The sequence below is a fragment of the Rhodanobacter sp. DHG33 genome (genome assembly GCF_014843005.1).
GTDB lineage: Bacteria > Pseudomonadota > Gammaproteobacteria > Xanthomonadales > Rhodanobacteraceae > Rhodanobacter_A.
On the sequence record NZ_JACYXM010000002.1, the window covers coordinates 233,884 to 254,316 of the forward strand.

General features: G+C 68.4%; 22 protein-coding genes. 15 read left to right on the forward strand and 7 right to left on the reverse strand.

Going from position 1 to position 20,433, the window contains the following annotated elements:
* Positions 1–40 precede the first annotated feature (40 nt).
* The 4 genes from leuS to nadD all read left to right on the forward strand — a co-directional run bounded on the left by leuS (position 41) and on the right by nadD (position 4,983).
* Positions 41–2,671 carry a leucine--tRNA ligase gene (leuS, locus tag IHE46_RS04000; protein WP_192163338.1) on the forward strand — a complete coding sequence of 877 codons (2,631 nt, stop codon included), beginning with the start codon at positions 41–43 and terminating at the stop codon, positions 2,669–2,671.
* Between the two features lie 5 nt (positions 2,672–2,676).
* A complete protein-coding gene (gene lptE / locus IHE46_RS04005) occupies positions 2,677–3,216 on the forward strand; it encodes an LPS assembly lipoprotein LptE (protein ID WP_192163339.1) in 540 nt (179 codons plus the stop codon).
* Positions 3,216–4,232 carry a DNA polymerase III subunit delta gene (gene holA, locus IHE46_RS04010; RefSeq protein ID WP_192163340.1) on the forward strand — a complete coding sequence of 339 codons (1,017 nt, stop codon included), beginning with the start codon at positions 3,216–3,218 and terminating at the stop codon, positions 4,230–4,232. The genes lptE and holA overlap by 1 nt, the downstream gene beginning before the upstream one ends.
* 112 nt (positions 4,233–4,344) lie before the next feature.
* Positions 4,345–4,983 carry a nicotinate-nucleotide adenylyltransferase gene (gene nadD, locus IHE46_RS04015; RefSeq protein ID WP_192163341.1) on the forward strand — a complete coding sequence of 213 codons (639 nt, stop codon included), beginning with the start codon at positions 4,345–4,347 and terminating at the stop codon, positions 4,981–4,983.
* Between the two features lie 15 nt (positions 4,984–4,998).
* Here nadD and IHE46_RS04020 read toward each other — a convergent pair whose 3' ends face one another.
* The 3 genes from IHE46_RS04020 to IHE46_RS04030 all read right to left on the reverse strand — a co-directional run bounded on the left by IHE46_RS04020 (position 4,999) and on the right by IHE46_RS04030 (position 9,134).
* Positions 4,999–6,558: an FAD-dependent monooxygenase gene (locus tag IHE46_RS04020; RefSeq protein ID WP_192163342.1), complete on the reverse strand. Its 1,560-nt coding sequence runs from the start codon at positions 6,556–6,558 to the stop codon at positions 4,999–5,001.
* A 110-nt stretch (positions 6,559–6,668) separates the two neighbouring features.
* On the reverse strand, positions 6,669–7,286 hold the full coding sequence (gene msrB, locus IHE46_RS04025) for a peptide-methionine (R)-S-oxide reductase MsrB (protein WP_192163343.1): 618 nt from the start codon (positions 7,284–7,286) through the stop codon (positions 6,669–6,671).
* Positions 7,287–7,409: 123 nt separating this feature from the next.
* Positions 7,410–9,134, reverse strand: a complete 1,725-nt coding sequence (locus IHE46_RS04030; protein ID WP_192163344.1) for a cytochrome c biogenesis protein CcdA — start codon at positions 9,132–9,134, stop codon at positions 7,410–7,412.
* Between the two features lie 255 nt (positions 9,135–9,389).
* Between IHE46_RS04030 and IHE46_RS04035 the strand changes: the two genes are divergently transcribed.
* The 8 genes from IHE46_RS04035 to IHE46_RS04070 all read left to right on the forward strand — a co-directional run bounded on the left by IHE46_RS04035 (position 9,390) and on the right by IHE46_RS04070 (position 14,597).
* Positions 9,390–9,914 (forward strand): sigma-70 family RNA polymerase sigma factor, encoded by a 525-nt coding sequence (locus IHE46_RS04035; RefSeq protein ID WP_192163753.1) that lies wholly within the window; start codon positions 9,390–9,392, stop codon positions 9,912–9,914.
* Between the two features lie 5 nt (positions 9,915–9,919).
* The gene (locus tag IHE46_RS04040) at positions 9,920–10,567 is read left to right on the forward strand and encodes an NrsF family protein (protein ID WP_192163345.1); all 648 of its coding nucleotides are present in this window, start codon (positions 9,920–9,922) and stop codon (positions 10,565–10,567) included.
* 80 nt (positions 10,568–10,647) lie between these two features.
* A complete protein-coding gene (locus tag IHE46_RS04045; protein ID WP_192163346.1) occupies positions 10,648–10,935 on the forward strand; it encodes a pentapeptide MXKDX repeat protein in 288 nt (95 codons plus the stop codon).
* Positions 10,936–11,136: 201 nt separating this feature from the next.
* Positions 11,137–12,222 carry a nitronate monooxygenase gene (locus IHE46_RS04050; RefSeq protein WP_192163347.1) on the forward strand — a complete coding sequence of 362 codons (1,086 nt, stop codon included), beginning with the start codon at positions 11,137–11,139 and terminating at the stop codon, positions 12,220–12,222.
* A gap of 75 nt (positions 12,223–12,297) precedes the next feature.
* Complete coding sequence (rsfS, locus tag IHE46_RS04055) at positions 12,298–12,684, forward strand: ribosome silencing factor (protein WP_192163348.1); 387 nt, start codon at positions 12,298–12,300, stop codon at positions 12,682–12,684.
* Positions 12,685–12,916: 232 nt separating this feature from the next.
* The gene (gene rlmH, locus IHE46_RS04060) at positions 12,917–13,387 is read left to right on the forward strand and encodes a 23S rRNA (pseudouridine(1915)-N(3))-methyltransferase RlmH (RefSeq protein WP_192163349.1); all 471 of its coding nucleotides are present in this window, start codon (positions 12,917–12,919) and stop codon (positions 13,385–13,387) included.
* Between the two features lie 176 nt (positions 13,388–13,563).
* Entirely contained in the window at positions 13,564–14,013 is a 450-nt protein-coding gene (locus tag IHE46_RS04065; RefSeq protein WP_192163350.1) for a GNAT family N-acetyltransferase, read from the forward strand.
* Positions 14,014–14,024: 11 nt separating this feature from the next.
* Positions 14,025–14,597, forward strand: coding sequence for a Maf family protein (locus IHE46_RS04070; RefSeq protein WP_192163351.1), 573 nt, complete (start codon positions 14,025–14,027; stop codon positions 14,595–14,597).
* Here IHE46_RS04070 and IHE46_RS04075 read toward each other — a convergent pair.
* Positions 14,585–15,403, reverse strand: coding sequence for a CPBP family intramembrane glutamic endopeptidase (locus IHE46_RS04075; RefSeq protein ID WP_192163352.1), 819 nt, complete (start codon positions 15,401–15,403; stop codon positions 14,585–14,587). The genes IHE46_RS04070 and IHE46_RS04075 overlap by 13 nt on opposite strands.
* 168 nt (positions 15,404–15,571) lie before the next feature.
* On the opposite strand from IHE46_RS04075, the gene IHE46_RS04080 reads away from it, so the two are divergent.
* Positions 15,572–17,113 (forward strand): TerC family protein, encoded by a 1,542-nt coding sequence (locus IHE46_RS04080; RefSeq protein ID WP_192163353.1) that lies wholly within the window; start codon positions 15,572–15,574, stop codon positions 17,111–17,113.
* A gap of 132 nt (positions 17,114–17,245) precedes the next feature.
* Here the strand turns inward: IHE46_RS04080 and IHE46_RS04085 are convergent, their stop codons facing one another.
* On the reverse strand, positions 17,246–17,641 hold the full coding sequence (locus IHE46_RS04085; RefSeq protein WP_192163354.1) for an MAPEG family protein: 396 nt from the start codon (positions 17,639–17,641) through the stop codon (positions 17,246–17,248).
* A gap of 98 nt (positions 17,642–17,739) precedes the next feature.
* On the opposite strand from IHE46_RS04085, the gene IHE46_RS04090 reads away from it, so the two are divergent.
* Together IHE46_RS04090 and IHE46_RS04095 are read left to right on the forward strand one after the other, a co-directional pair.
* Entirely contained in the window at positions 17,740–18,633 is an 894-nt protein-coding gene (locus IHE46_RS04090) for a neutral zinc metallopeptidase (protein ID WP_192163355.1), read from the forward strand.
* Between the two features lie 59 nt (positions 18,634–18,692).
* Positions 18,693–19,079, forward strand: a complete 387-nt coding sequence (locus IHE46_RS04095) for a YkgJ family cysteine cluster protein (RefSeq protein ID WP_192163356.1) — start codon at positions 18,693–18,695, stop codon at positions 19,077–19,079.
* Here IHE46_RS04095 and IHE46_RS04100 read toward each other — a convergent pair.
* Complete coding sequence (locus IHE46_RS04100) at positions 19,076–19,861, reverse strand: anti-sigma factor (RefSeq protein ID WP_192163357.1); 786 nt, start codon at positions 19,859–19,861, stop codon at positions 19,076–19,078. The genes IHE46_RS04095 and IHE46_RS04100 overlap by 4 nt on opposite strands.
* Entirely contained in the window at positions 19,858–20,415 is a 558-nt protein-coding gene (locus IHE46_RS04105; protein WP_192163358.1) for a sigma-70 family RNA polymerase sigma factor, read from the reverse strand. The genes IHE46_RS04100 and IHE46_RS04105 overlap by 4 nt, the downstream gene beginning before the upstream one ends.
* Positions 20,416–20,433: the final 18 nt, after the last annotated feature.

The window sequence follows — 20,433 nt, forward strand, 5'->3', positions numbered from 1 at the left end:
GCTAATCTGCCCCGTTCTCCCGGCAGCCCGCCACAGACCCATGCAAGACACCCAAGAAGCCAGCAAGAACGAAATCGACTACCAGCCGCAGGCGGTGGAATCCGCCGCCCAGCAGTACTGGGGCGCGCAGCGCGCGTTCGAGGTGAAGGAAGACCCGGCCAAGCCGAAGTTCTACTGCCTCTCGATGCTGCCGTACCCCAGCGGCGCGCTGCACATGGGCCACGTGCGCAACTACACCATCGGCGACGTCATCAGCCGCTACCAGCGCATGCAGGGCAAGAACGTGCTGCAGCCGATGGGCTGGGACGCGTTCGGCCTACCCGCCGAAAACGCCGCGATCAAGAACAAGACCGCGCCGGCCAAGTGGACCTACGCCAACATCGAGCACATGCGCGGCCAGCTCCAGTCGCTGGGCTACGCGATCGACTGGAGCCGCGAGTTCGCCACCTGCCGCCCGGAGTACTACCGCTGGGAACAGCTGATGTTCACCCGGCTGATGAAGAAGGGCCTGGCCTACCGCAAGAACAGCGTGGTGAACTGGGACCCCGTCGACCAGACCGTGCTGGCCAACGAGCAGGTGCTGGACGGCCGCGGCTGGCGTTCCGGCGCCGTGGTAGAAAAGCGCGAGATCCCGCAGTGGTTCCTGCGCATCACCGACTACGCGCAGGAGCTGCTAAGCGGCCTGGACACGCTGCCCGGCTGGCCCGACGCGGTGAAGACCATGCAGCGCAACTGGATCGGCCGCAGCGAGGGTTTGGAGATCCATTTTGCGGTGGAAGGCGATGACACGCCGCTCACCGTCTTCACCACGCGTCCCGACACGCTGATGGGCGTCACCTTCGTCTCCATTGCGGGCGAACATCCGCTCGCGCTGAAGGCGGCGCAGCGCAACCCGCAGCTGGCTGCTTTCCTCGACGAACTGAAGCAGGGCGGCGTCTCCGAAGCCGAGCTGGAAACGCAGGAAAAGCGCGGCATGGCCACCGGCCTGTTCGCCATCCACCCCGTCACCGGCGACAAGCTGCCGGTATGGGTCGCCAACTTCGTGCTGATGGGCTACGGCACCGGTGCGGTGATGGCGGTGCCCGGCCACGACGCGCGCGATTTCGAGTTCGCTCACAAGTACGACCTGCCGATCAAACAGGTGATCGCCGCCGGCGACGAGGCCTACGACCCTGCCCACTGGCAGGAGTGGTACGGCGACAAGACGCGCGCCGACATGCGCGTGATCCACTCCGGCGCGCTGGACGGCAAGAACTACCGCGACGCCTTCGACCATCTCGCCGCCACACTCGAGATGGAGGGCAAGGGCCAGCGCCGCGTGAACTGGCGTCTGCGCGACTGGGGCGTCAGCCGCCAGCGCTACTGGGGTTGTCCGATCCCCGTCATCTACTGCCCGAAGTGCGAGGCGGTGCCGGTGCCGGAAGACAAGCTGCCGGTGGTGCTGCCCGAGGACGTGGCCTTCAGCGGCGTGCAGTCGCCGATCAAGGCCGATCCCGAGTGGCGCAAGACCACGTGCCCGCAATGCGGTGGCCCGGCCGAGCGCGAGACCGATACCTTCGACACCTTCATGGAGTCGAGCTGGTACTACGCGCGCTACACCTCGCCGGGCGCGAATGCGCAGGTGGACGACCGCGCCAACTACTGGTTGCCGGTGGACCAGTACATCGGCGGCATCGAGCACGCCATCCTGCACCTGCTCTACTTTCGCTTCTATCACAAGCTCATGCGCGACGCGGGCTTGGTGAAGTCGGACGAGCCCGCCAGCAACCTGCTGTGCCAGGGCATGGTGATCGCCGAGACTTTCTACCGCGACAACGCCGACGGTTCGAAGGACTGGATCAATCCCGCCGACGTGGAGATCCAGCGCGACGACAAGGCGCGCGTGGTCGGCGCGCTGCTCAAGGCCGACGGCCAGCCGGTGAAGATCGGCGGCACCGAGAAGATGTCCAAGTCCAAGAACAACGGCGTCGACCCGCAGGCCATGGTGGGCAAGTACGGTGCAGACACGGTACGCCTGTTCTCCATGTTTGCCGCGCCGCCGGAACAGTCCCTGGAATGGAACGAGGCCGGCGTGGAAGGCATGGCGCGCTTTCTGCGCCGTTTCTGGCGCGAGGTCACCACGCATGCGGCGCAGCCGGACCACCCAGTGGTCGACCCGGCGCAGCTCAACGGCGAGCAGAAAAACCTGCGCCGCCAGCTGCACGAGACCATCCAGAAAGTGAGCGACGACTTCGGCCGCCGCCACTCCTTCAACACCGCCATCGCCGCGCTGATGGAACTGCTCAACGCGGTGAACAAGTTCACCGACATGAGCGAACAGGGCCGCGCCGTGCGCCACGAGGCGCTGGAAACCATGGTGCTGCTGCTGAACCCGGTGGTGCCGCACGTCAGCCATCACCTGTGGCAGGTGCTAGGCCACGCCGAGACCGTGCTGGAAGACCAGTCCTGGCCGGGCGTGGACGAAGCCGCGCTGGTGCGCGACAGTCTTACCCTGGCGGTACAGGTCAACGGCAAGCTGCGCGGCACCATCGAGGTGCCCGCCAATGCCGGCAAGGAAGAGGCGGAAGCGCTGGCGCTGGCGCAACCGCACGTGGCCGCCTTCCTCAAGGAGCTCACCGTGCGCAAGGTGATCGTGGTGCCCGGCAAGATCGTCAACATCGTCGCAGGATGAAATCCATGAACCGCATGCTCCGTGTCGTGCCGCTGCTCGCCATCGCATTCGTGCTGAGCGCCTGCGGCTTCCACCTGCGCCGCAATGCCCCGCTGCCTGCATCGATCAGCCGGATGCACGTGGTCGTGTCCGGCAACGACGAGCTGCAGCGCAAGCTGACGCGCGCGCTGCAGAACGCCGACGTCACCGTCGAGGACAACGGCGGCGCCGGCATCGCCGAGCTGCGCGTGCCCGTGGCCACGTTCCAGACCCAGTCGCTGTCCCAGGGCGGCTACGTGCAGATCACCGAATACGCGGTGCGCATGCACACCGAACTCGATCTCGCCGATGGCGAGGGCAAGGTCGTGCTGCCGCACCAGAGCATCGATCTGCAGCACGAATACAGCTACGACTCCACCGACACCATCGGCAATGCCTCGCAGGTGACGCAGATCCAGGACAGCCTGGTCGACGACACGGTGCAGGCGGTCATGTTCCGGCTCGAGGCCATCGGCCGTCATGCGCAAGCCGCGCCGGCAGCAGCGTCCGCTCCCGGCAAACCCTGATGCCGCTCGCCCCCGCGCAATGGCAGAAGGCGCTGGCCGCCGATCAGCTGGCGCCGGTGTATCTGCTGGCGGGTGAGGAATTGCTGGTGCTGGAAGCCGCCGACGCGCTGCGCGCGCAGGCGAAAAGGCTCGGCTACACCGAGCGCGAAGTACTCGAGGTCACCCAGCATTTCGACTGGGATGATCTCGCGCGTGCCGCTGCAGGGATGTCGCTGTTCGCCACGCGCCGCCTGCTCGACCTGCGTCTGCCCACCGGTCGCCCGGGCGTGGATGGCGCCAAGGCGATCAACGAGTTCTGCGCCAATCCGCCGCCCGACGTCACCTTGCTGATCACCGCGATGGAGTGGAGCAGCAAGCACGACGGCGCATGGAGCAAGAAGCTGGACGCCAGCGGCACCATGGTGGTGTTCAACGCCCCCAGGCCCAACGAATGGCCGGCATGGATCGGTGCGCGGCTCGCCTCGCGCGGCCTCGGCGCCACGCCGGATGCCGCGGCGTTGCTGGCCGAGCGCATGGAGGGCAACCTGCTCGCCGCCGCGCAGGAAGTGGACAAGCTTGCCGTGCTCCGTGCCGGCGACAGCAGCCGCATCGATGCGGACGCGATGGAAAGCCTGGTGGCCGACAGCGCACGCTACGACGTGTTCAAGCTCGTCGACGCCGCGCTGGCGGGCGAGGGCGCGCGTGCGCTGCGCATTCTCGCCGGCCTGCGCGCGGAGGGCGACGAATTGATCGCCATGATGGGCTGGCTGGTGAACCAGTTGCAGCTTGCGCTGCGCCTGGCCAACGCGCCGGACCTCGCCGCGCAGGCGCGCGCCGAACGCCTGTGGCCGGCGCGGGAGCAGCTGTTCCGCAAGGCGCTGCGCCGCGCGCCGCGCGAACATTGGCTGGCCTGCCTGGCGCGGGCTTCGCGCATCGATCGCATCGCCAAGGGGCGAGAGCAGGGCGAAGCTTGGCGCGAGGCCGAGCGCCTGATCGCGGCGATGGCCGAGCCGCGGGTGGCGCGGGCGCTCGCATGATGGCCGCGCCGTCTGCCTTGCTCCCTCTCCACGCTGGGGTGAGCGGTGCGTGCTCGCGACAATCCTTCATGATCGCACTTCGGCTCGCACCAGTTGCAGCGGAGGTTGTGCGATGAGCATCCGCCCGCTTGCGATCTTCGGCGGCACCTTCGACCCCGTGCACATCGGCCATCTCACCGTCGCGTGGGAGGCCGCCGAGCTGCTGGATGCGGAGGTAAGGTTGATGCCGGCCAACGTGCCGCCGCACCGGTCGGCACCGTTGGCTTCCGCCGCGGAGCGGGTGGCGATGCTGCGCGCGGCGCTGGCCGGGCAGTCGCGGCTGGTGCTGGATGCGCGCGAGCTGGAGCGCGACGGACCTTCGTACACCATCGATACGTTGATCGAGCTACGCGCGGAGCAAGATGACCGCCCACTGGTGCTGTTGCTTGGCGCCGATGCGTTTGCGGGATTGCCGACGTGGCACTGTTGGCGCGAATTGTTCGACGTCGCACACATCGGCGTGCTGAGCCGGCCGGGTGTTCCGGCGGTGCTTTCCGACGAGTTGCTGCATGAGGTGCTGCCGCGCCGTAGCGATGATGTCGATGCTCTACGCCGTCAGCCGGCCGGCATGGTGATCGAGCTGACGGCCACGCCGCTGGAAATCTCCGCGACGCGCATCCGTGAGTTGCTTGCCGCTGGGCGCGATCCCCGTTACCTGCTGCCGACAGGTCTGTTCGACACCCCCGCATTGCTGGCGCCTTATCGCGACTAATCGTCCGTGGCTCGCTCATTGTTTTTGCATGCCGTGTGCATGCAAATAGTCGTGCAATCGCCGTGGATCTTGGTCTGGAGCGGCAAGCGCGACGTAGCCATCGGGGCGAATCAGGTAGAACCCATCGCGTTTGAAGCCAGCACGTTTCATGTCGGCGTTCCACGCGAATACATGGATCGAAAGCTGGTGCTCGGCACATGTCGCACCCAGGTCCGCGTGCAATGCACCGTAGACATGCACCTGCCACGCCAACGATTCGAGCGGGCCGAAATTGTCGTGCTGCACATTGTCCCGTGCCGCTGGGATGCGGACCCATGGCAAGCGATCGCCGCCGTGCACGGCACCGGCTTTGCCTGAACTCAGCATGCTGTGCCGATACTCGATGCCGATTTGCGACATCGTGCGGAACAGAAATCGCCGCATTGACGACCATCGGAACAACAGGGGTGCAATCACTGGAATCAGTTGCGTGCGGACAAGCCGTGCGAGCCGGCCTTCGCTGGTGGCCAGGGTAAAGCCACGATCCGTCGTGGCAACCAGTCGACGGGCAAACCTGATTCGTTCAACCTCGTAGGTGCCGAGTAGGCTCTCGGTGGCGTGATGGTTCAACACGGCGGCAAGTTTCCATGCCAGGTTCACCGCATCGCCGATGCCGGTATTCATGCCCTGGCCGCCGGCCGGACTGTGGATATGCGCGGCGTCGCCCAGCAGAAACACGCGCCCCTGCCGGAAGGACGGTGCCACCCGGTGATGCACGCGGTAGGTCGAGAACCAGTTCACCTTCACGACCTCGAGTCCGAGATGTGCGATTGCTCGTGGACTGATGTCGTCGAACGTCAGTTCGCCGTTTTCATCGGCGGGTTCGCGCACGGTGCCGACCAGGCGTACGCAGCCCTGTTCCTTGAGCGGGAAGACCGCGAGAAAGTCGGCGTCGTCGAGATCGATATGCAGCTCATGGTCGGTGGTCGGGCCATGGGCTTGTATGTCAGCGACGTAAAACCGCTGTGTGTAAGTTCCCCCGGGAAAGCTGAGCCCCAACCCATTCCTGACCGCCGAGCGCGCGCCGTCGCAGCCGGCAAGATAGGCCGCATGGCAGGTTGCCTCCGCGCCATCGGGCAGCCTGAGCGTGGCGCGTACGCCGTCATGCGACTGATCGAATGCGAGCAGCTCGGTCTGACGCTCCACCGTCACTCCCAGCGCCTCCAGCCGTTCGATCAGCAGTCGTTCGTGGGCGTCCTGCGGAAAGACCAGTCCGAACGGAAACGGGCTCAGGCCGTTGCCGATCTGTCCGAAAGGCACCCGTGCGGCCTTGCTGCTTCTGACCCACAGATTGACGCCGGCAATCTGGACGCCGCGGCTGACAACCGCATCGGCCAGGTCGATCTGCCGGTAAAACTCCAGCGTGCGCGATTGCACCGCCAAGGCGCGCGAGGTGCTTCCTGCTTCGGCGGTCCTGTCGATGATCCGTACGGCAATGCCGAGCCGGGTCAGCCACAGCGCCAGCACGAGGCCGGTGGGGCCGGCGCCGGCGATCAGCACCGGGGTGTCATGGGCATCGGATCGTGCAGCTTGCATGGCGCAGGCCTGGTCGATGATCGCGAGATATCGAGCATGCCATAGCGAACCGCAGCGAGCGACCGGCACCGGGCACGCGTCTATCCGCCCAGCCGACGGCGTGCGTCAGCTCATGCCGCCCTCGGGATAAACCGCAGCGCCACCGAATTCATGCAATAGCGCAAACCGGTCGGCGGTGGGCCGTCATCGAATACGTGGCCCAGGTGGCTGTTGCAGCCGGCGCAGCTGACGGCAGTGCGCTCCATGCCCAGGCTGTCGTCGCGGATTTCGATCACGTTGCGCTTCGCGATGGGGCGCCAGAAGCTGGGCCAACCGGTGCCGGAGTCGAATTCGGTGGCGGCGTCGTAGAGCGCGGTGGCGCAGGCGACGCAGCGGAAGAGGCCGTGCGGTGCGGGGCGTTCGTGTTGGCCGCTGAAGGCGCGCTCGGTGCCGTCGCGACGCATGACCTCGAAGGCCAGCGGCGACAGGCGCGATTGCCACTGCGCATCGGTGAGCACCAGCCGCTGCACGTGGCAGGTGCCGAGGTCGCGGCCGTTGTCGGCGAAGCACTCCAGCAGTACGTCGCCCGCCTCGGTATGGGCCGGCGCCGACCGATCTCCGGCGACACCGGCGGCGAACAGGCTAGGCAGGGCGAAGCTGCCGCCGACGGCGAGCAGGGTGCCGCCGCCCAGCGCGGCACGCAGGAAACGGCGGCGATCCATCGCGGTGGTTTCGTCGGTGCGGGACATGACGGCCTCCGATGACGCGAATGCGGATGGAAGATCCCGATAGGAGTGCACTTCGTGTGCGAATGCTCTCAGCCACGACGAGCGAAGCCATCGCGCGCGGGGTGCGCTCCTATCGGGGGTGGCTCAGCCGAAGGTGAACGCGTAAGCGCGCACGCCGGGATCGAGGAAGGTGATGGTGAACGTGCGCTCGCCGTTGCCGTGGGCCTGCCGCACCAGCTGATACAGGCGCTGCGCGGTGACGGTGCCGTTGCCCTGCGCATCGGTGTCCATGCCGTGGTCGGCGCCGGGCGACTGGCCGTCCAGCGTGATGCGGAAACGCACCGGCCTGCCGTCCTTGCCCGGGCCGAGCACGAGGTGCAGGTCGCGGCCGCGGAAGCGGTAGGTGATGGAACCGCCCGCCGTGTCCAGCGCAGCGTCCTGCGGCTGCACGATCCAGCGGCCGGCGAGCGCCCACTGGTTGCTGGCGAGTTGTGCAGGTGCGTGGTAGTCGAAGGCTTCGTCGTGGGCGACCTGGCCGCTGGCGAAACCTTCGGCGCGCGCATAACCCACGTAGGTTTCCGACGAGCGGTCGTCGTCGTTCGAGATCGCCGCCTCCGCGCCTTTCGCGCCGGGCTGCACGTAGCCGCCGGGCAGGTTGGCGTTGCCGGCCTCGGCCAGCAGCTGGCGGATCACGTCCTCGTCTTCGGCGTAGCCGCCTTCGCCGAAGCTGTGGTGGCGGATGCGTCCCTGCGTGTCGATGAAGTATTCCGCCGGCCAGTACTGGTTGTTGAAACCCTGCCAGATCGCGTAATCGGAATCGAGCGCCACCGGGTAGCGCACGCCCAGCCGCTGCACGGCGGCCTGCACATTGGCCTGGTCCTTCTCGAAGGCGAACTCGGGCGAATGCACGCCGATCACCACCAGGCCGTGGTCCTTGTACTTGTCGTACCAGGCTTCCACGTAGGGCAGCGAGCGCAGGCAGTTGATGCAGGAGTAGGTCCAGAAATCCACCAACACCACCTTGCCGTGCAGCGCGGCAGACGTGAGCGGCTTGCTGTTGATCCAGCCGGTGGCGCCGGAGAGCGAGGGCAGGGTGCCTTCCACCGGCAACGCCTCGCCCGGTTTCGGCGCGGGCGAAGCCTCGGCGGTGGGCATCGGCTGCACGGCATTGATCAATTTCTGTTCGAGGCCGTTGGTGCTGGCCAGCGAGACACGCGTGAGCAGGCCCGTGTCCACGCCCATCGCGATGGCGGCCACGCCGGCCAGCACCAGCGCGCCCAGCGCGCAGCGCAGCCACTGGCCCGCGCCCAGCGAACGCTTCATCAGCGCGAACACCCGGCCGCCCACGGCCAAGGCCAGCGCCAGCGAGGTGGCGGCGCCCAGCGCGTAGGTGAGCAGCAGCAGGGTGGTGGTGACGCTGGCGCCCTTGAGCGCCGCGCCGGTCAGCAGCAGGCCGAGGATGGGCCCCGCGCACGGTGCCCACAGCAAGCCGGTGGCGATGCCCAGGCCCACGGCGCCCCAGATCGACCCGTCGCCGTCGGAACGTTGCGAGAGCCGGTTGCCCAGTGCCACGAACGGCCGTGTCAGCCACTCCGCAACGTGCGCGGAAAGCAGGGTGAGCCCGAGCAGGGCCAGCACCACCAGCGCCACGGCGCGGCCGTACTGGTTCGCGTGCACCGCCCAGCCGCCGCCCACCGCGGCCAGCGTGGCGACCAGCGCGAAGGTGAGCGCCATGCCGACCAGCATCGGCAGGCCGCTTTTCAGGAACGGTCGGTCGGCGCGCGCGAACACGAACGGCAGCACCGGCAGGATGCAGGGGCTGAGGATGGTCAGCGCACCGCCGAGGTAGGCAAGGATCAGCAGGAGCATGGCGATCGTCCGGTGGGTGTGTGCTGGTGATTCGCTGCCACGCCGCGGATGGTTACATCACCCGCGCAAGGTAACCGTGATGCCGGCGGCGGCGAATCGCTCCATGCAACCGCGAGGCACGGAGATCCGCACTTGACCGCAGACGGCAGCTTGGTATGGGATGGCGGCCTTGTCCTGCTACCGGATGACCGCGCCCCCGTGTCTGCCGAACCCGCCAACGCCAGCGAGCCGGCCGAGCGCAAGCGCGCCGCATGGATGGCGGCCGCGCAGGCGGGCGATCGCCGGGCCTACGAGCGCGTGCTGGCCGATTCGGTGGCGCTGATCCGCGCAGTGGCGCGCCGGCAGGGCGTGGGTACGGACGCGCTGGACGACGTGGTGCAGGAGACCCTGCTCACCGTGCATCGCGTGCGCCACACCTACGATCCGGCGCGCTCCTACGATGCCTGGCTCAGCGCCATTGCCGGACGCCGCGCCATCGACGCGCTGCGCAGCCACGGCCGGCGCGACCGGCGCGAGCTGCACGACGACATCGCGCTGGACCAGCACCCCGACCGCGACGACGCGAGCATGGATGCCGAACGCCGCCAGCAGGCGCGGCGCTTGCGCGAAGCCATCGCGCAACTGCCGCCCGGCCAGCGCGAAGCGGTGGAGCAGCTCGGCCTGCGCGAGCAGTCGCTGGCCGAGGCCGCCGCGCGCACCGGCCGCAACGCCGGCGCGCTGAAAGTGAACCTGCACCGCGCCTTGAAGGCCCTGCGCGGCCGCATGCATGGAGATTCCTGAGCATCATGCCCAAGCCACGCCACCACGCTCTGATCGACGTACTCGGTGCCGAACTGGTGCCGGTGCGGCGCCTGCTGCCGCCGTGGTTGCGCACGCTGGGCTGGCTGGCGCTGGTGGCGGTCTTCGCCGCGCTGCTGTTCGTGCATTACGGCGACCGGCCCATGCTGCGCCGCTGGGCCGGTGCGCCGGATCTGGCCTGGGCTGCGCTGGGCGCGGTGCTCACCGCGATCACGGCCGCATGGGCCGCGTTCGCGCTGGCCGTGCCTGGGCGCGCCAGCCTGTGGGCGTGGCTGCCGTTGCCGCCCGCGCTGCTGTGGATTGGCGCCAGCGGACTCGGTTGCCTGCGCACTTGGCTGGCGCCGGATACCAGCATCGCCACGCTGCACCAGTCGGCCGATTGCCTGGTCTTCATCATCAGTTTCTCGATCCCGCTGTCGGTGTTGCTGGTTTGGCTGCTGCGCCGCGCCTGCCCGCTGCGCCCGGTGCTCACCGCATTGCTGGTCGGCCTGGCCAGCGCCGCCGCCTCGGCCTGCCTGCTGGAGATCTGCCACTCCTACGACGCAGCCGCCACCGACCTGCTCACGCATGCGCTGGCAGTGCTCATCGTGGTGGTGGCGAATGCGGCGATGGGCGGGCGGCTGCTGTCGAGGTAACCGCCCGCATCTGTGCGGCGAAGGAAAGGGTGGAGGCGGTACGGCCGCTTCCTTCCCTTTGCCCACCCAAGGACACACCCATGAACGCACGCACGCTTGCCGTTCTCGCGCTTTCCGCTTCCATCGGCGCTTTCGCCTTCGCTCCCGTCCACGCGCAGGATGCGATGGCCGCTTCGTCCAGCAGCGCCATGCCGCACAAGGCCATGCAGCCCATGGATTCCATGCACAAGGACGGCGCGGCGATGAAGCCGGGCGCGATGAAAATGAAGAAAGGCGACGCGATGAAGATGAAGAAAGACGATGCGATGAAGATGAAGAAAGACGATGCGATGAAGAGCGATGCGGGCGGCGCGATGAGTGGCGGCTGATCTGAAGGCGGCATGGCGGGCTGCATTGCCTGCCATGTCGCGCTCGCCGCGTACTTGCGCGGCCCGTCCTGCAAAGAGCACATCGGTTGCGTGCCTGCATGCGGCGCCCCGCATGCGCGGCGTCCAGCGGTCGCGTGCTGTCACACCGCGTTGCTGCGCGACGGCGGATAATGGACGGATCATCCGTCACCGGCGACGCGCATGGCCTCCTTCGTACAGCAGATCGGCATCGAGCATCCCCTGATCCAGGCGCCGATGGCCGGCGCCAGCACGCCGGAGCTGGCCGCTGCGGTGTCGATCGCCGGCGGCCTGGGATCGCTGGGCGTGGGCTATGCCGAACCGCAGGCCATCCTCGATCAGGCTGCGCGCGTCCGGGCGCTGACGGATCGCCCGTTCGCGCTCAACCTGTTCGTGTTGCCCGACGATGTCGAACCGGACATGGCGGCCGTGGAGCGCGCCCGCCAACGGCTCGATGCGCTGATGGAGCGCGAGGGGCTGGACGTGCGCACCACCTTGCCGGTGCGCTGGGCGCCGCGCTTCTCCGACCAGTTCGCCGCACTGTGCGAAGCCCGGCCGGCGGTGGCCAGCTTCGCCTTCGACCTGCCGACGCAGGCACAGATGCAGGAACTGAAGCGCCGCGAGATCTACGTGATCGGCACCGCCACCACGGCAGCGGAGGCGCGCGCCTGGGCCGAGCGCGGCGCCGACGCGGTATGCGTGCAGGGTGCCGAGGCGGGCGGTCATCGCGGCGGGTTTTTACATGCGGGCGAGACACCGCTGATCGGCCTGTTCGCGCTGATACCGCTGGCGGTGCATGCCGTCGCGGACTGCGGCAGGGACGTGCCGGTGATTGCCGCCGGCGGCATCATGGATGGCGCCGGCATGCTTGCCGCCGAAGCGCTCGGCGCGGCGGCCAGCCAGCTCGGCACGGCCTTTCTCGCCTGTCCGGAATCCGCCGCGGCGGAAGCGTGGAAGCGCGACCTGGCAACCGCGGAAGACCACCGCGTCGCCACCATCCGCAGCTTCTCCGGCCGCGACGCGCGCGGGCTGCGCAACCGCTACGTGGAGGCGATGGAGGGCATGGCAGGCGAGCTGCCGGCCTATCCCGTGCTCAACGCGCTCACCGCGCCTCTGCGCCGCGCGGCGGCGGCAGCCGGTCGCGCCGACCTGGTTTCCGAGTGGTGCGGCCAGGCCGCCGCGCGGGTGCGCCCGCAGCCTGCCACCGAACTGATGGCGCGGCTGATGCACGAATACCGACTGGCGCGGCGGGCGTTGGCGCCGCATTGACGTCGGTGCAGGCAGCGGGCGTTATACTGCTGCTGCGCCGCACCGGCGCGCGATTCCGCACCGAGGCACCCCCTCTTGAGCACTAGCCGCAAGACCAAGGCCGATTCCACGGCCGAACTGCGCAAGACCGTCATCGCCGCACTGGAAGAACTGAAGGCCAAGGATGTCCGCGAAATCGACGTACGCGGCAAGACCTCCATCGCCGACCTGCTGGTGATCGCCTCCGGCACCTCCGCGCGCCACGTCAAATCCATCGCCGACGAAGTGGTGAAGTTCGCCAAGAAAGCGGGCGTGATGCCGCTTGGCGTGGAAGGCGAGCAGGAAGCCGAATGGGTGCTGGTGGACCTGGGCGACGTGATCGTCCACGTGATGCTGCCGCGCATCCGCGAGTTCTACGGTCTGGAGCGGCTGTGGACGGTGGGCGACCGCGAGCCGGAAAACGACGCCGCGAGCGTCGGGTGAGCAAGCCGCTTTCTTCCGCTCCTTTGCGGGGAAGGCACCTGTTTTCGCTCTCTGCCCGCCAGGGAGAGAGCCGGAGTGAGAGGGCAAGCCCGCGGCCGCCCGGCAATGAAGCGGAAAGACGCGTCGTTGCGCGCCTCCGCAAGCCTAGACTCCTCACCTCAATCCTCTCCCCGGCGGGGAGAGGAGGTGAACGCAGGCGCGGTGCGCCGGCTTTTATTCTTGGACGGCAGTGATGCGCGTGCGCATCATCGCCGTCGGCGAGCGCATGCCCGCCTGGGTGGCGGAAGGCTTCGCCGAATACCGCAAGCGCCTCTCGCACGAATTGCCGCTTGAACTGATCGAACTGAAACCCGGCACGCGCGGCAAGGGCCGCGACGATGCGAAGGCGATGCTGGACGAAGGCGCCGCGATCCTCGCCGCGCTGACGCGCGACACTCACGTCGTGGCGCTGGATGGCCGCGGCAAGCCATGGTCCAGCGAGGAGCTGGCCGGGCAGCTCGCGACCTGGCGCATGGCCGGACGCGACCTGGCCTTCCTGATCGGCGGCCCCGACGGCCACGCGCCCGCGGTGCTGGAACGCGCCGATCAGCGCTGGTCGCTGGGGCCGCTTACTTTGCCGCACATGCTGGTGCGGCTTGTACTGGCCGAGCAGCTGTATCGCGCCACGACCATCGTGGCCGGTCACCCCTATCACCGGGCCTAGCCCACCCATGTCGTTGCCGCTGCTTGGCTGGCTGTTCGCGTTCGGGGCGGTGCTGCACAACGCGAAAGAAGCGTGGCTGCTTTGGTCGGGCAACCGGTGCCCGGCCGCATGGCGCAGGCGCCCCATCCGGGACGGCATCGGTTAGGCTGGATCGTCGTTATCGCTGCGAAGCTGCCATGACCCTCCTTGTCCGCCCGGCCACCCTTCACGACCTCGATGCACTGGTGCCGCTGTTCGACGGCTACCGGCAGTTCTACGGCAAGAGCGCCGATGAAGACGGCGCGCGCGAATTTCTGATCGCGCGCCTGCGCCTCAACGAATCGCTGATCCTGCTGGCGCGCGATGAACACGGCGCGGCGCTAGGCTTCACCCAGCTCTACCCGCTCTTTTCCTCGGTGCGCATGGTGCGCACGTGGCTGCTCAATGACCTGTTTGTGGCGGCGCATGCGCGCCGGCAAGGCGTGGCGAAGGCGCTGCTCGAAGCGGCGGTGGCGCATGCGAAGAAGCTGGGCGCAGCCAGCCTGACGCTCTCCACCGCGCACGACAACCTGCCGGCGCAGGCGCTGTACGAGTCGCTGGGCTGGCAGCGCGACCTGCAGTTCCGCGAATACAGCCTCACGCTTTGAAGGATCGCCGCATGCTCCATCTCGCCTCGCAGTCGCCGCGCCGACGCGAATTGCTGGCGCAGCTCGGCGTCGATTTCCACGTGGTCGACGTGGACGTGCCCGAACTGCGCGCGGCGCAGGAGTCGCCGCGCGAATACGTGAACCGAGTGGCCCGCGACAAGGCGCGCGCCGGGCTTGCCGCGCTCGCCGGTAGCGCCGGTGCCACGGTGCTGGGCGCGGATACCGAGGTGGTGCTGGACGACGAAGTGTTCGGCAAGCCGCGCGATGCGCACGATGCCGCGGCGATGCTGCGCCGCCTCTCGGGCTGCACGCATGCGGTGATCTCGGCGGTATGGCTGGTCGACGCGCGGGGCGAGCGCAGCGCCTGCAGCGTGTCGCGCGTGCGTTTCGCGGAGCTCGACGAGGCCGCGATCGAAGCCTATGTCGCCACGGGCGAGTCCTTCGGCAAGGCGGGTGCGTATGCCATCCAGGGGCGCGGCGCGACGCTGGTGGAGCACCTGGAAGGCAGCTATTCGGGCGTGATGGGCCTGCCGCTGTTCGAGACGGCGCAACTGCTGCGCGAGGCGGCGCTCTACACCGGGTGATGCAGCGACGCGAACAGCGCCGCCATCGCCAGCAGGTTGTTGCAGCCGTGCGCGATGACCGCGGGCCACAGCGAGCCTGAGCGCAGCCGCAGCCACGCCAGCGCCGCGCCCAGCAGGGCGAGGTTGGGCAGGGCGTACCACAGCCAGTGCAGGTCGGGCAGGTGCACCAGCGCGAACAGCGCGGCACTGGCCCATATGGCCCAGCCAACGCGCAGCCGACGCAGCAGGGCGGAGAGCAGCGCTCCGCGGAACAGCAGTTCTTCCACCGCCGGACCGATGCTGATCACGGCCAGCGTGAGCGCGCCGCGGAAGAGGAACCCGGCGTCGCCGCCCAGCTCCTTCACGTCCTGCGGCACGGCGTGGCCGTGCGCAAGCAGTTCGGTGAGCTTGCCGCCGACCAGCGGCATCATCAGCCCCACCGCCACGGCGATGGCGCACCAGGCTGCGGACGAGGGAACGGCGAAACCGAAGCCCGGCGGCTGCGCCTGCGGCCACAGCCGCGGCCAGAGCCGGTGCGCCAGCCACAGCGTGACGGCGGCCGCGCCGACCAGCACGAGCACCACCAGCACGCATTTGGCGTTTGCGTCCACCATGGCCAGCTGGACGTCGTTCGTCGCGGCGCCGGGATGCGCGATGCCGTAGACGAAGCCCAGCAGCAGGCTCACGAGGATGCCGAAAGCCACCTGCAGCGCGAAATACAGCACGATCATGCCGAGCGCCTGGGCAATGCCCGGCGCATGGGGTGAGGGTGAAGCAGCGTAGGTCGGCGGTAATCCGGGCGGCAGGCTGTGGCGTGGTGCATCCATTGAGCGAAGAACCCTAGCGCCTGGCTGGCAAAACGCCGGTGCGCGCGGCGCCGCGCTCCGAAGCCGCATCTTCGCGGCTGCATGCGGGTGTTGGCAATGCGCCGTACGGCATGGCTCAGCTTGATATAGTCGCAGGCACCGACCGCACGATATTGCTGCCGCGCCCCCATGTTCGCATTCGACTGGCTGACCGATCCCGCCGCCTGGGCCGGCCTCCTCACCCTGGTGGTGCTGGAGATCGTGCTGGGCATCGACAACCTGGTGTTTGTCGCGATCCTTTCCGACAAGCTGCCGCCGCCGCGGCGCGACCGCGCCCGGCTGCTGGGCCTGGGCGTCGCGCTGGTGATGCGGCTGCTGCTGCTGGCCGCGATGTCGTGGCTGGTGCAGCTCACTACGCCCATCGTCGTGTGGCACGGCATATCGTTGTCGTGGCGCGACATCATCCTGCTCGCGGGCGGCGCCTTCCTGTTGTTCAAGGCCACGCTGGAGCTGCACGAGCGGCTGGAGGGCGGCGACGAACACGGCCCGGGGAACCGCGCGCAGGCGCGCTTCTGGCTGGTGGTGGCGCAGATCGTGGTGCTGGACCTGGTGTTTTCGCTGGACTCGGTGATCACCGCGGTGGGCATGGCGAACCACCTCTCGGTGATGATGATCGCCGTGGTGATCGCCGTGCTGCTGATGATAGGCGCCAGCAAGCCGCTGACCGCGTTCATCAACGCGCGGCCCACGGTGGTGATCCTGTGCCTGTCGTTCCTGCTGATGATCGGCTTCAGCCTGGTCGCCGAAGGCCTGGGCTTCCACATCCCGAAGGGCTATCTGTACGCCGCGATCGGCTTCTCGATCCTGATCGAGGCGTTCAACCAGACCATGCGCCGCAACCGCCAGCGCAGTCTGCTCGCCAGCGCACACACGCTGCGCGAACGCACATCGCAGGCGGTGCTACGGCTGCTCGGCACCGGCGGCGCGGAAGAGGAGGCGGCCCCTGCGACGACGGCGGAGAACGGCGGCGCGGTGTTCGGCCAGGACGAACTGGCGATGGTGCAGGGCGTACTCGATCTCGCCCATCGCCCGGTGCGCTCCATCATGACCCCGCGCCCGGAGATCAGCTGGATCGACCCGCGCGAGGACGCCGCCAAGCTGCGCGCCGAAGTCGCCGCCTGCGGCCATCACTGGGTGCCGCTGGCCGGCGACGATCTCGACCAATTGATCGGCATAGCGACCTCGCACGACCTGCTGGCCAGCCTGCTCGAACATGGCCGCATCGACACCGACCGCGTGGTGCGCAAGCCGATGACGGTGCTGGAATCGTTGAGCGTGCTGCGCCTGATCGACGCATTCCGCCGCTCGCCGTTGCAGGTGGCGCTGGTGGTGGACGAATACGGCAGCGTGCTCGGGCTGGTCACGCCGGCCGACGTGCTGGCGAGCATCGCCGGCGATTTTCCCGATGCCGAGGGCGGCGATCCCGCAGCCATCCGCGAAAGCGACGGTGCCTGGCTGCTCGACGCCAGCCTCGACCTGCGCCGGGTGGAACAGCTGCTCGGCCATCGTCTGGGCAGCGACGACGGTTTCGCCAGCCTTGCCGGCTATGCGCTGCAGCAGCTGGGCCGTTTGCCGGCGGCCGGCGAGCGCTTCACCAGCGAGGGCCTGTGGTTCGAGGTGGTGGCGATGGATGGGGCCCGCATCGAGAAGTTGCGGGTCGGGGCCGCCTAGTGGCCTGTTCGGAGTTTGCGATCCCCTGCGAATGGTGAGGTATCGCAAGCGGCAGAACGGCTCCGATCGCCTGCCGGCAACCAGGCGCTTTTGGCGTTCTTCGGTGGCCTGCTGCCGTCGAAGCGCACGGCATCAGCTCAGCAGCAGGGCGCGGACCAGGCCCACCAGCGCCATCAGCAGCACGGCTCCCCAGCCCAGCATGCCCAGCACGAAGCCCCCGCCGCGGCGCGCGGCATCCTGCAGGTAGGCCACCGCGTACCAGGCGCGGCCGACGAACCACACCAGTCCCGCCACGCCGGCCCAGCCGCCGTAGCCGTAATGCACGGCCACCCACAGCGTGGGCAGGAACAGCAGCACGGCTTCCAGCGTGTTCATCTGCACCCGGTAGGCGCGTTCGAAGTCAGGGTGGCCGGTGACGGCCGGCGCCTTGATGCCGTATTTGCCGCGGGCGCTGCCCACCGCGAACATCGTGCCGAACTGCAGCAGCACGGCAAGCAGGACAACCAGGGCGGGCAGTTGCTGGAGCATGGCGCGTCTCGTCGGGAAAGGTGCGCCAATGTAGCGGTTTGGCGCAACGGCTGGCGAGGCGCTATCGTCGCTCCGTCATCGGCAAAGGGAGAGAGGACATGGATTGGCAGAAGGGCGAGAACAGCGACAACGTCGAGGAAGGCAGCGGTGGCGGTGGCGGCGGCGGTTTCCAGCCGGGCGGGGTCCACCTCGGCATCGGCGGCATCCTGATCCTCGTCGTGCTCAGCCTGATCTTCAAGCGCGACCTGGTGACGCCGTTCCTGGGCGGCACCGATGCCGGAGTGCAGCAGACCAGCGGGCAGGCGCAGCCCACGCAGCCCACGCAGGCCGTCAACTGCCAGAACGCCACCGACGAACAGGTGTCGTTCGCGTGCCACATCATGGGTTCCACCGAGAAAACCTGGAGCGACTATTTCGCCGCGATGGGCAAGACCTACGTCGACCCCAAGCTGCATCTGTTCACCGGCGAGGTGGCGACGGCCTGCGGCGCAGCTTCCACCGCGGTGGGGCCGTTCTACTGCCCGGGCGACAAGAAGGTCTACCTCGACCTCGGCTTCTTCCAGGAACTGCAGGACCGCTTCCATGCCTCCGGCGATTTCGCGCGCGCCTACGTGATCGCGCATGAAGTCGGCCACCACGTGCAGGACCTGCTCGGCGTCTTCGACAAGGTGCAGCAGCTGCAGCAGCAGGGTTATCCGATGGACGGCGCCAATGGCCTCTCGGTGCGGCAGGAGCTGCAGGCCGATTGTTTCGCCGGCGTGTGGGCCAACCGCACGCAGCAACGGCTCGACTGGCTGAAGCCAGGCGACGTGGAGTCCGCGCTCAATGCGGCCAGCGCGGTAGGCGACGACACGCTGCAGAAGGAAACCCAAGGCCGGGTGATGCCCGACACCTTCACCCACGGCACGTCGGCGCAGCGCGTGAAATGGTTCAAGGCCGGCATGGACAGCGGCGACATCAACAGCTGCAACACGTTCGCCGGCGACCCCTGATGGCGCTCCCGCGGGGCGCAGCCGCGCCCCGCGGACCCGCACCCGTCATAATCCGCGGCATGACCCACCCCTGCCTTACCTGCGGCGCCTGCTGCGCCTATTTCCGCATCGCCTTTCACTGGGCCGAGACCGATCCGGCGCTGGGCGGCACCGTGCCCGCCGAGCTCACCGAGCAGCTCGATCCGCATCGCGTGGTGATGCGCGGCACACAGTCGAAGACGCCGCGCTGCGTGGCGCTGGTGGGCGAGATCGGCGTGGCCGCGCACTGCGGCATCCATCCGATCAAGCCTTCGGTGTGCCGCGAAGTAGAGCCGTCGTGGGAATTCGGCCGGCACAGCCTGCAGTGCGACAAGGGCCGCATCGCGCATGGCCTGGTGCCACTGACGCCGGCGGACTGGATCGAAGCCGCGGACTCGGGCCAGCCCTCGTCGCCGAAAGACGCCTAGCGCAGCTCGCCGCTGCCTGGAGCCTGACGCAGATCCTGCGCGAACTCCCGCAGGGCGACGGGATCGACGTCGGAGACCGCGGCGTAGTGCATGCCGTCCTCGGTCCAGCGCAACACGGTGTAGCCGTGCTGTTGCGATTCATGCGGGTCGGCACTGGCGGCAGGCGTGGTGGCCGGCCACTCGTATACGCTGATCAGGTGCAGATGCCGGCGATACACCAGCGCGGCGACGCTGCGCCCGTCCAGCGCATCGAGGCGGCCACCCACCAGTGGAAATCCTGCATTGGCCAGATCCACCACGCGCGGCGCGAAGTCCAGCTTGCCGTCGAACCACGGCTTCACCGTGTGCTGGTCGGTCGACACCACGTCCATGAGGTGTTGCGGCTGCAGCGCGCGCAGGTGGCTGGAGACCACTTCGTCGACCAGCGCATCGCCGGCCACGCCGTGCTGCTGCAGGGCGTAGAACAGCGGCGTGGCCAGCAGCAGCGCACCGGCGAAACCCGCCGCCATCGCCCATGCGAGCGGCGCCCGCCGCGGGCGTGCGGTGGGTGGGCGGGCATCGGCGGCGGTGTGCTGCGGCGTCCAGCGTTCGCGCAGTGCCGCCGGCGCGTGCCGGTACAGTTCCGGCTGCGCCAGCGCCCGGCGCAACCGTTCGTGTTCGCGCACGCGTTCGCTGCAGGCGGCGCAGCCCTGCAGGTGGTCGGCTATGGCGGCGCTCTGCGCGGCATCGAGCTCGTCGTCGATATAGGCGTGCAGCAGCAGTCGGGCGTCAGCGCAGATCATGGCGCCTCCCCGGATTGACCGGACAATTCGAGTTTCAGCCGCTCGCGGGCGCGGGCGAGCCGGGACATCACGGTGCCGATCTTCTGGCCGGTGATGGTGGCGATTTCCTTGTAGGAACATTCCTCCAGTTCGCGCAGCACGATGGCCTCGCGCCATGGCGGCGGCAGCCGCTCCAGCGCCTGCCGCAGCGAACCGACGTCGACCGCCAGCAGGGTCAGCGCTTCCGGCGAGGCCTGCTCGTCGACCAGCGGATGGAGGTCCTCGTCCAGCGGTTCGAGCAGATGCCCGGGAGGCGTCTTCGCGCTCAGCGTGAAGTAGGTGTTGCGCACGATGGCGAGCAGCCATACCCGCGCATCGCCGCCGCGGAAGCTGTCGAAGTAGCGCAGCGCGCGCAGCATCGCTTCCTGCACCACGTCCTGCGCGTCGGCATCGTTGTGGGCCAGCCAGCGCGCGAGATTCCACGCGGCGTCCAGCCACGGCAGCACCACGGCTTCGAAGCGCGCGCTGATGGCGGGCTGCAAGGGTGGCGATGCGGTGGACGCTTCGATGGGCATAAGGGAATTACCGCGCTG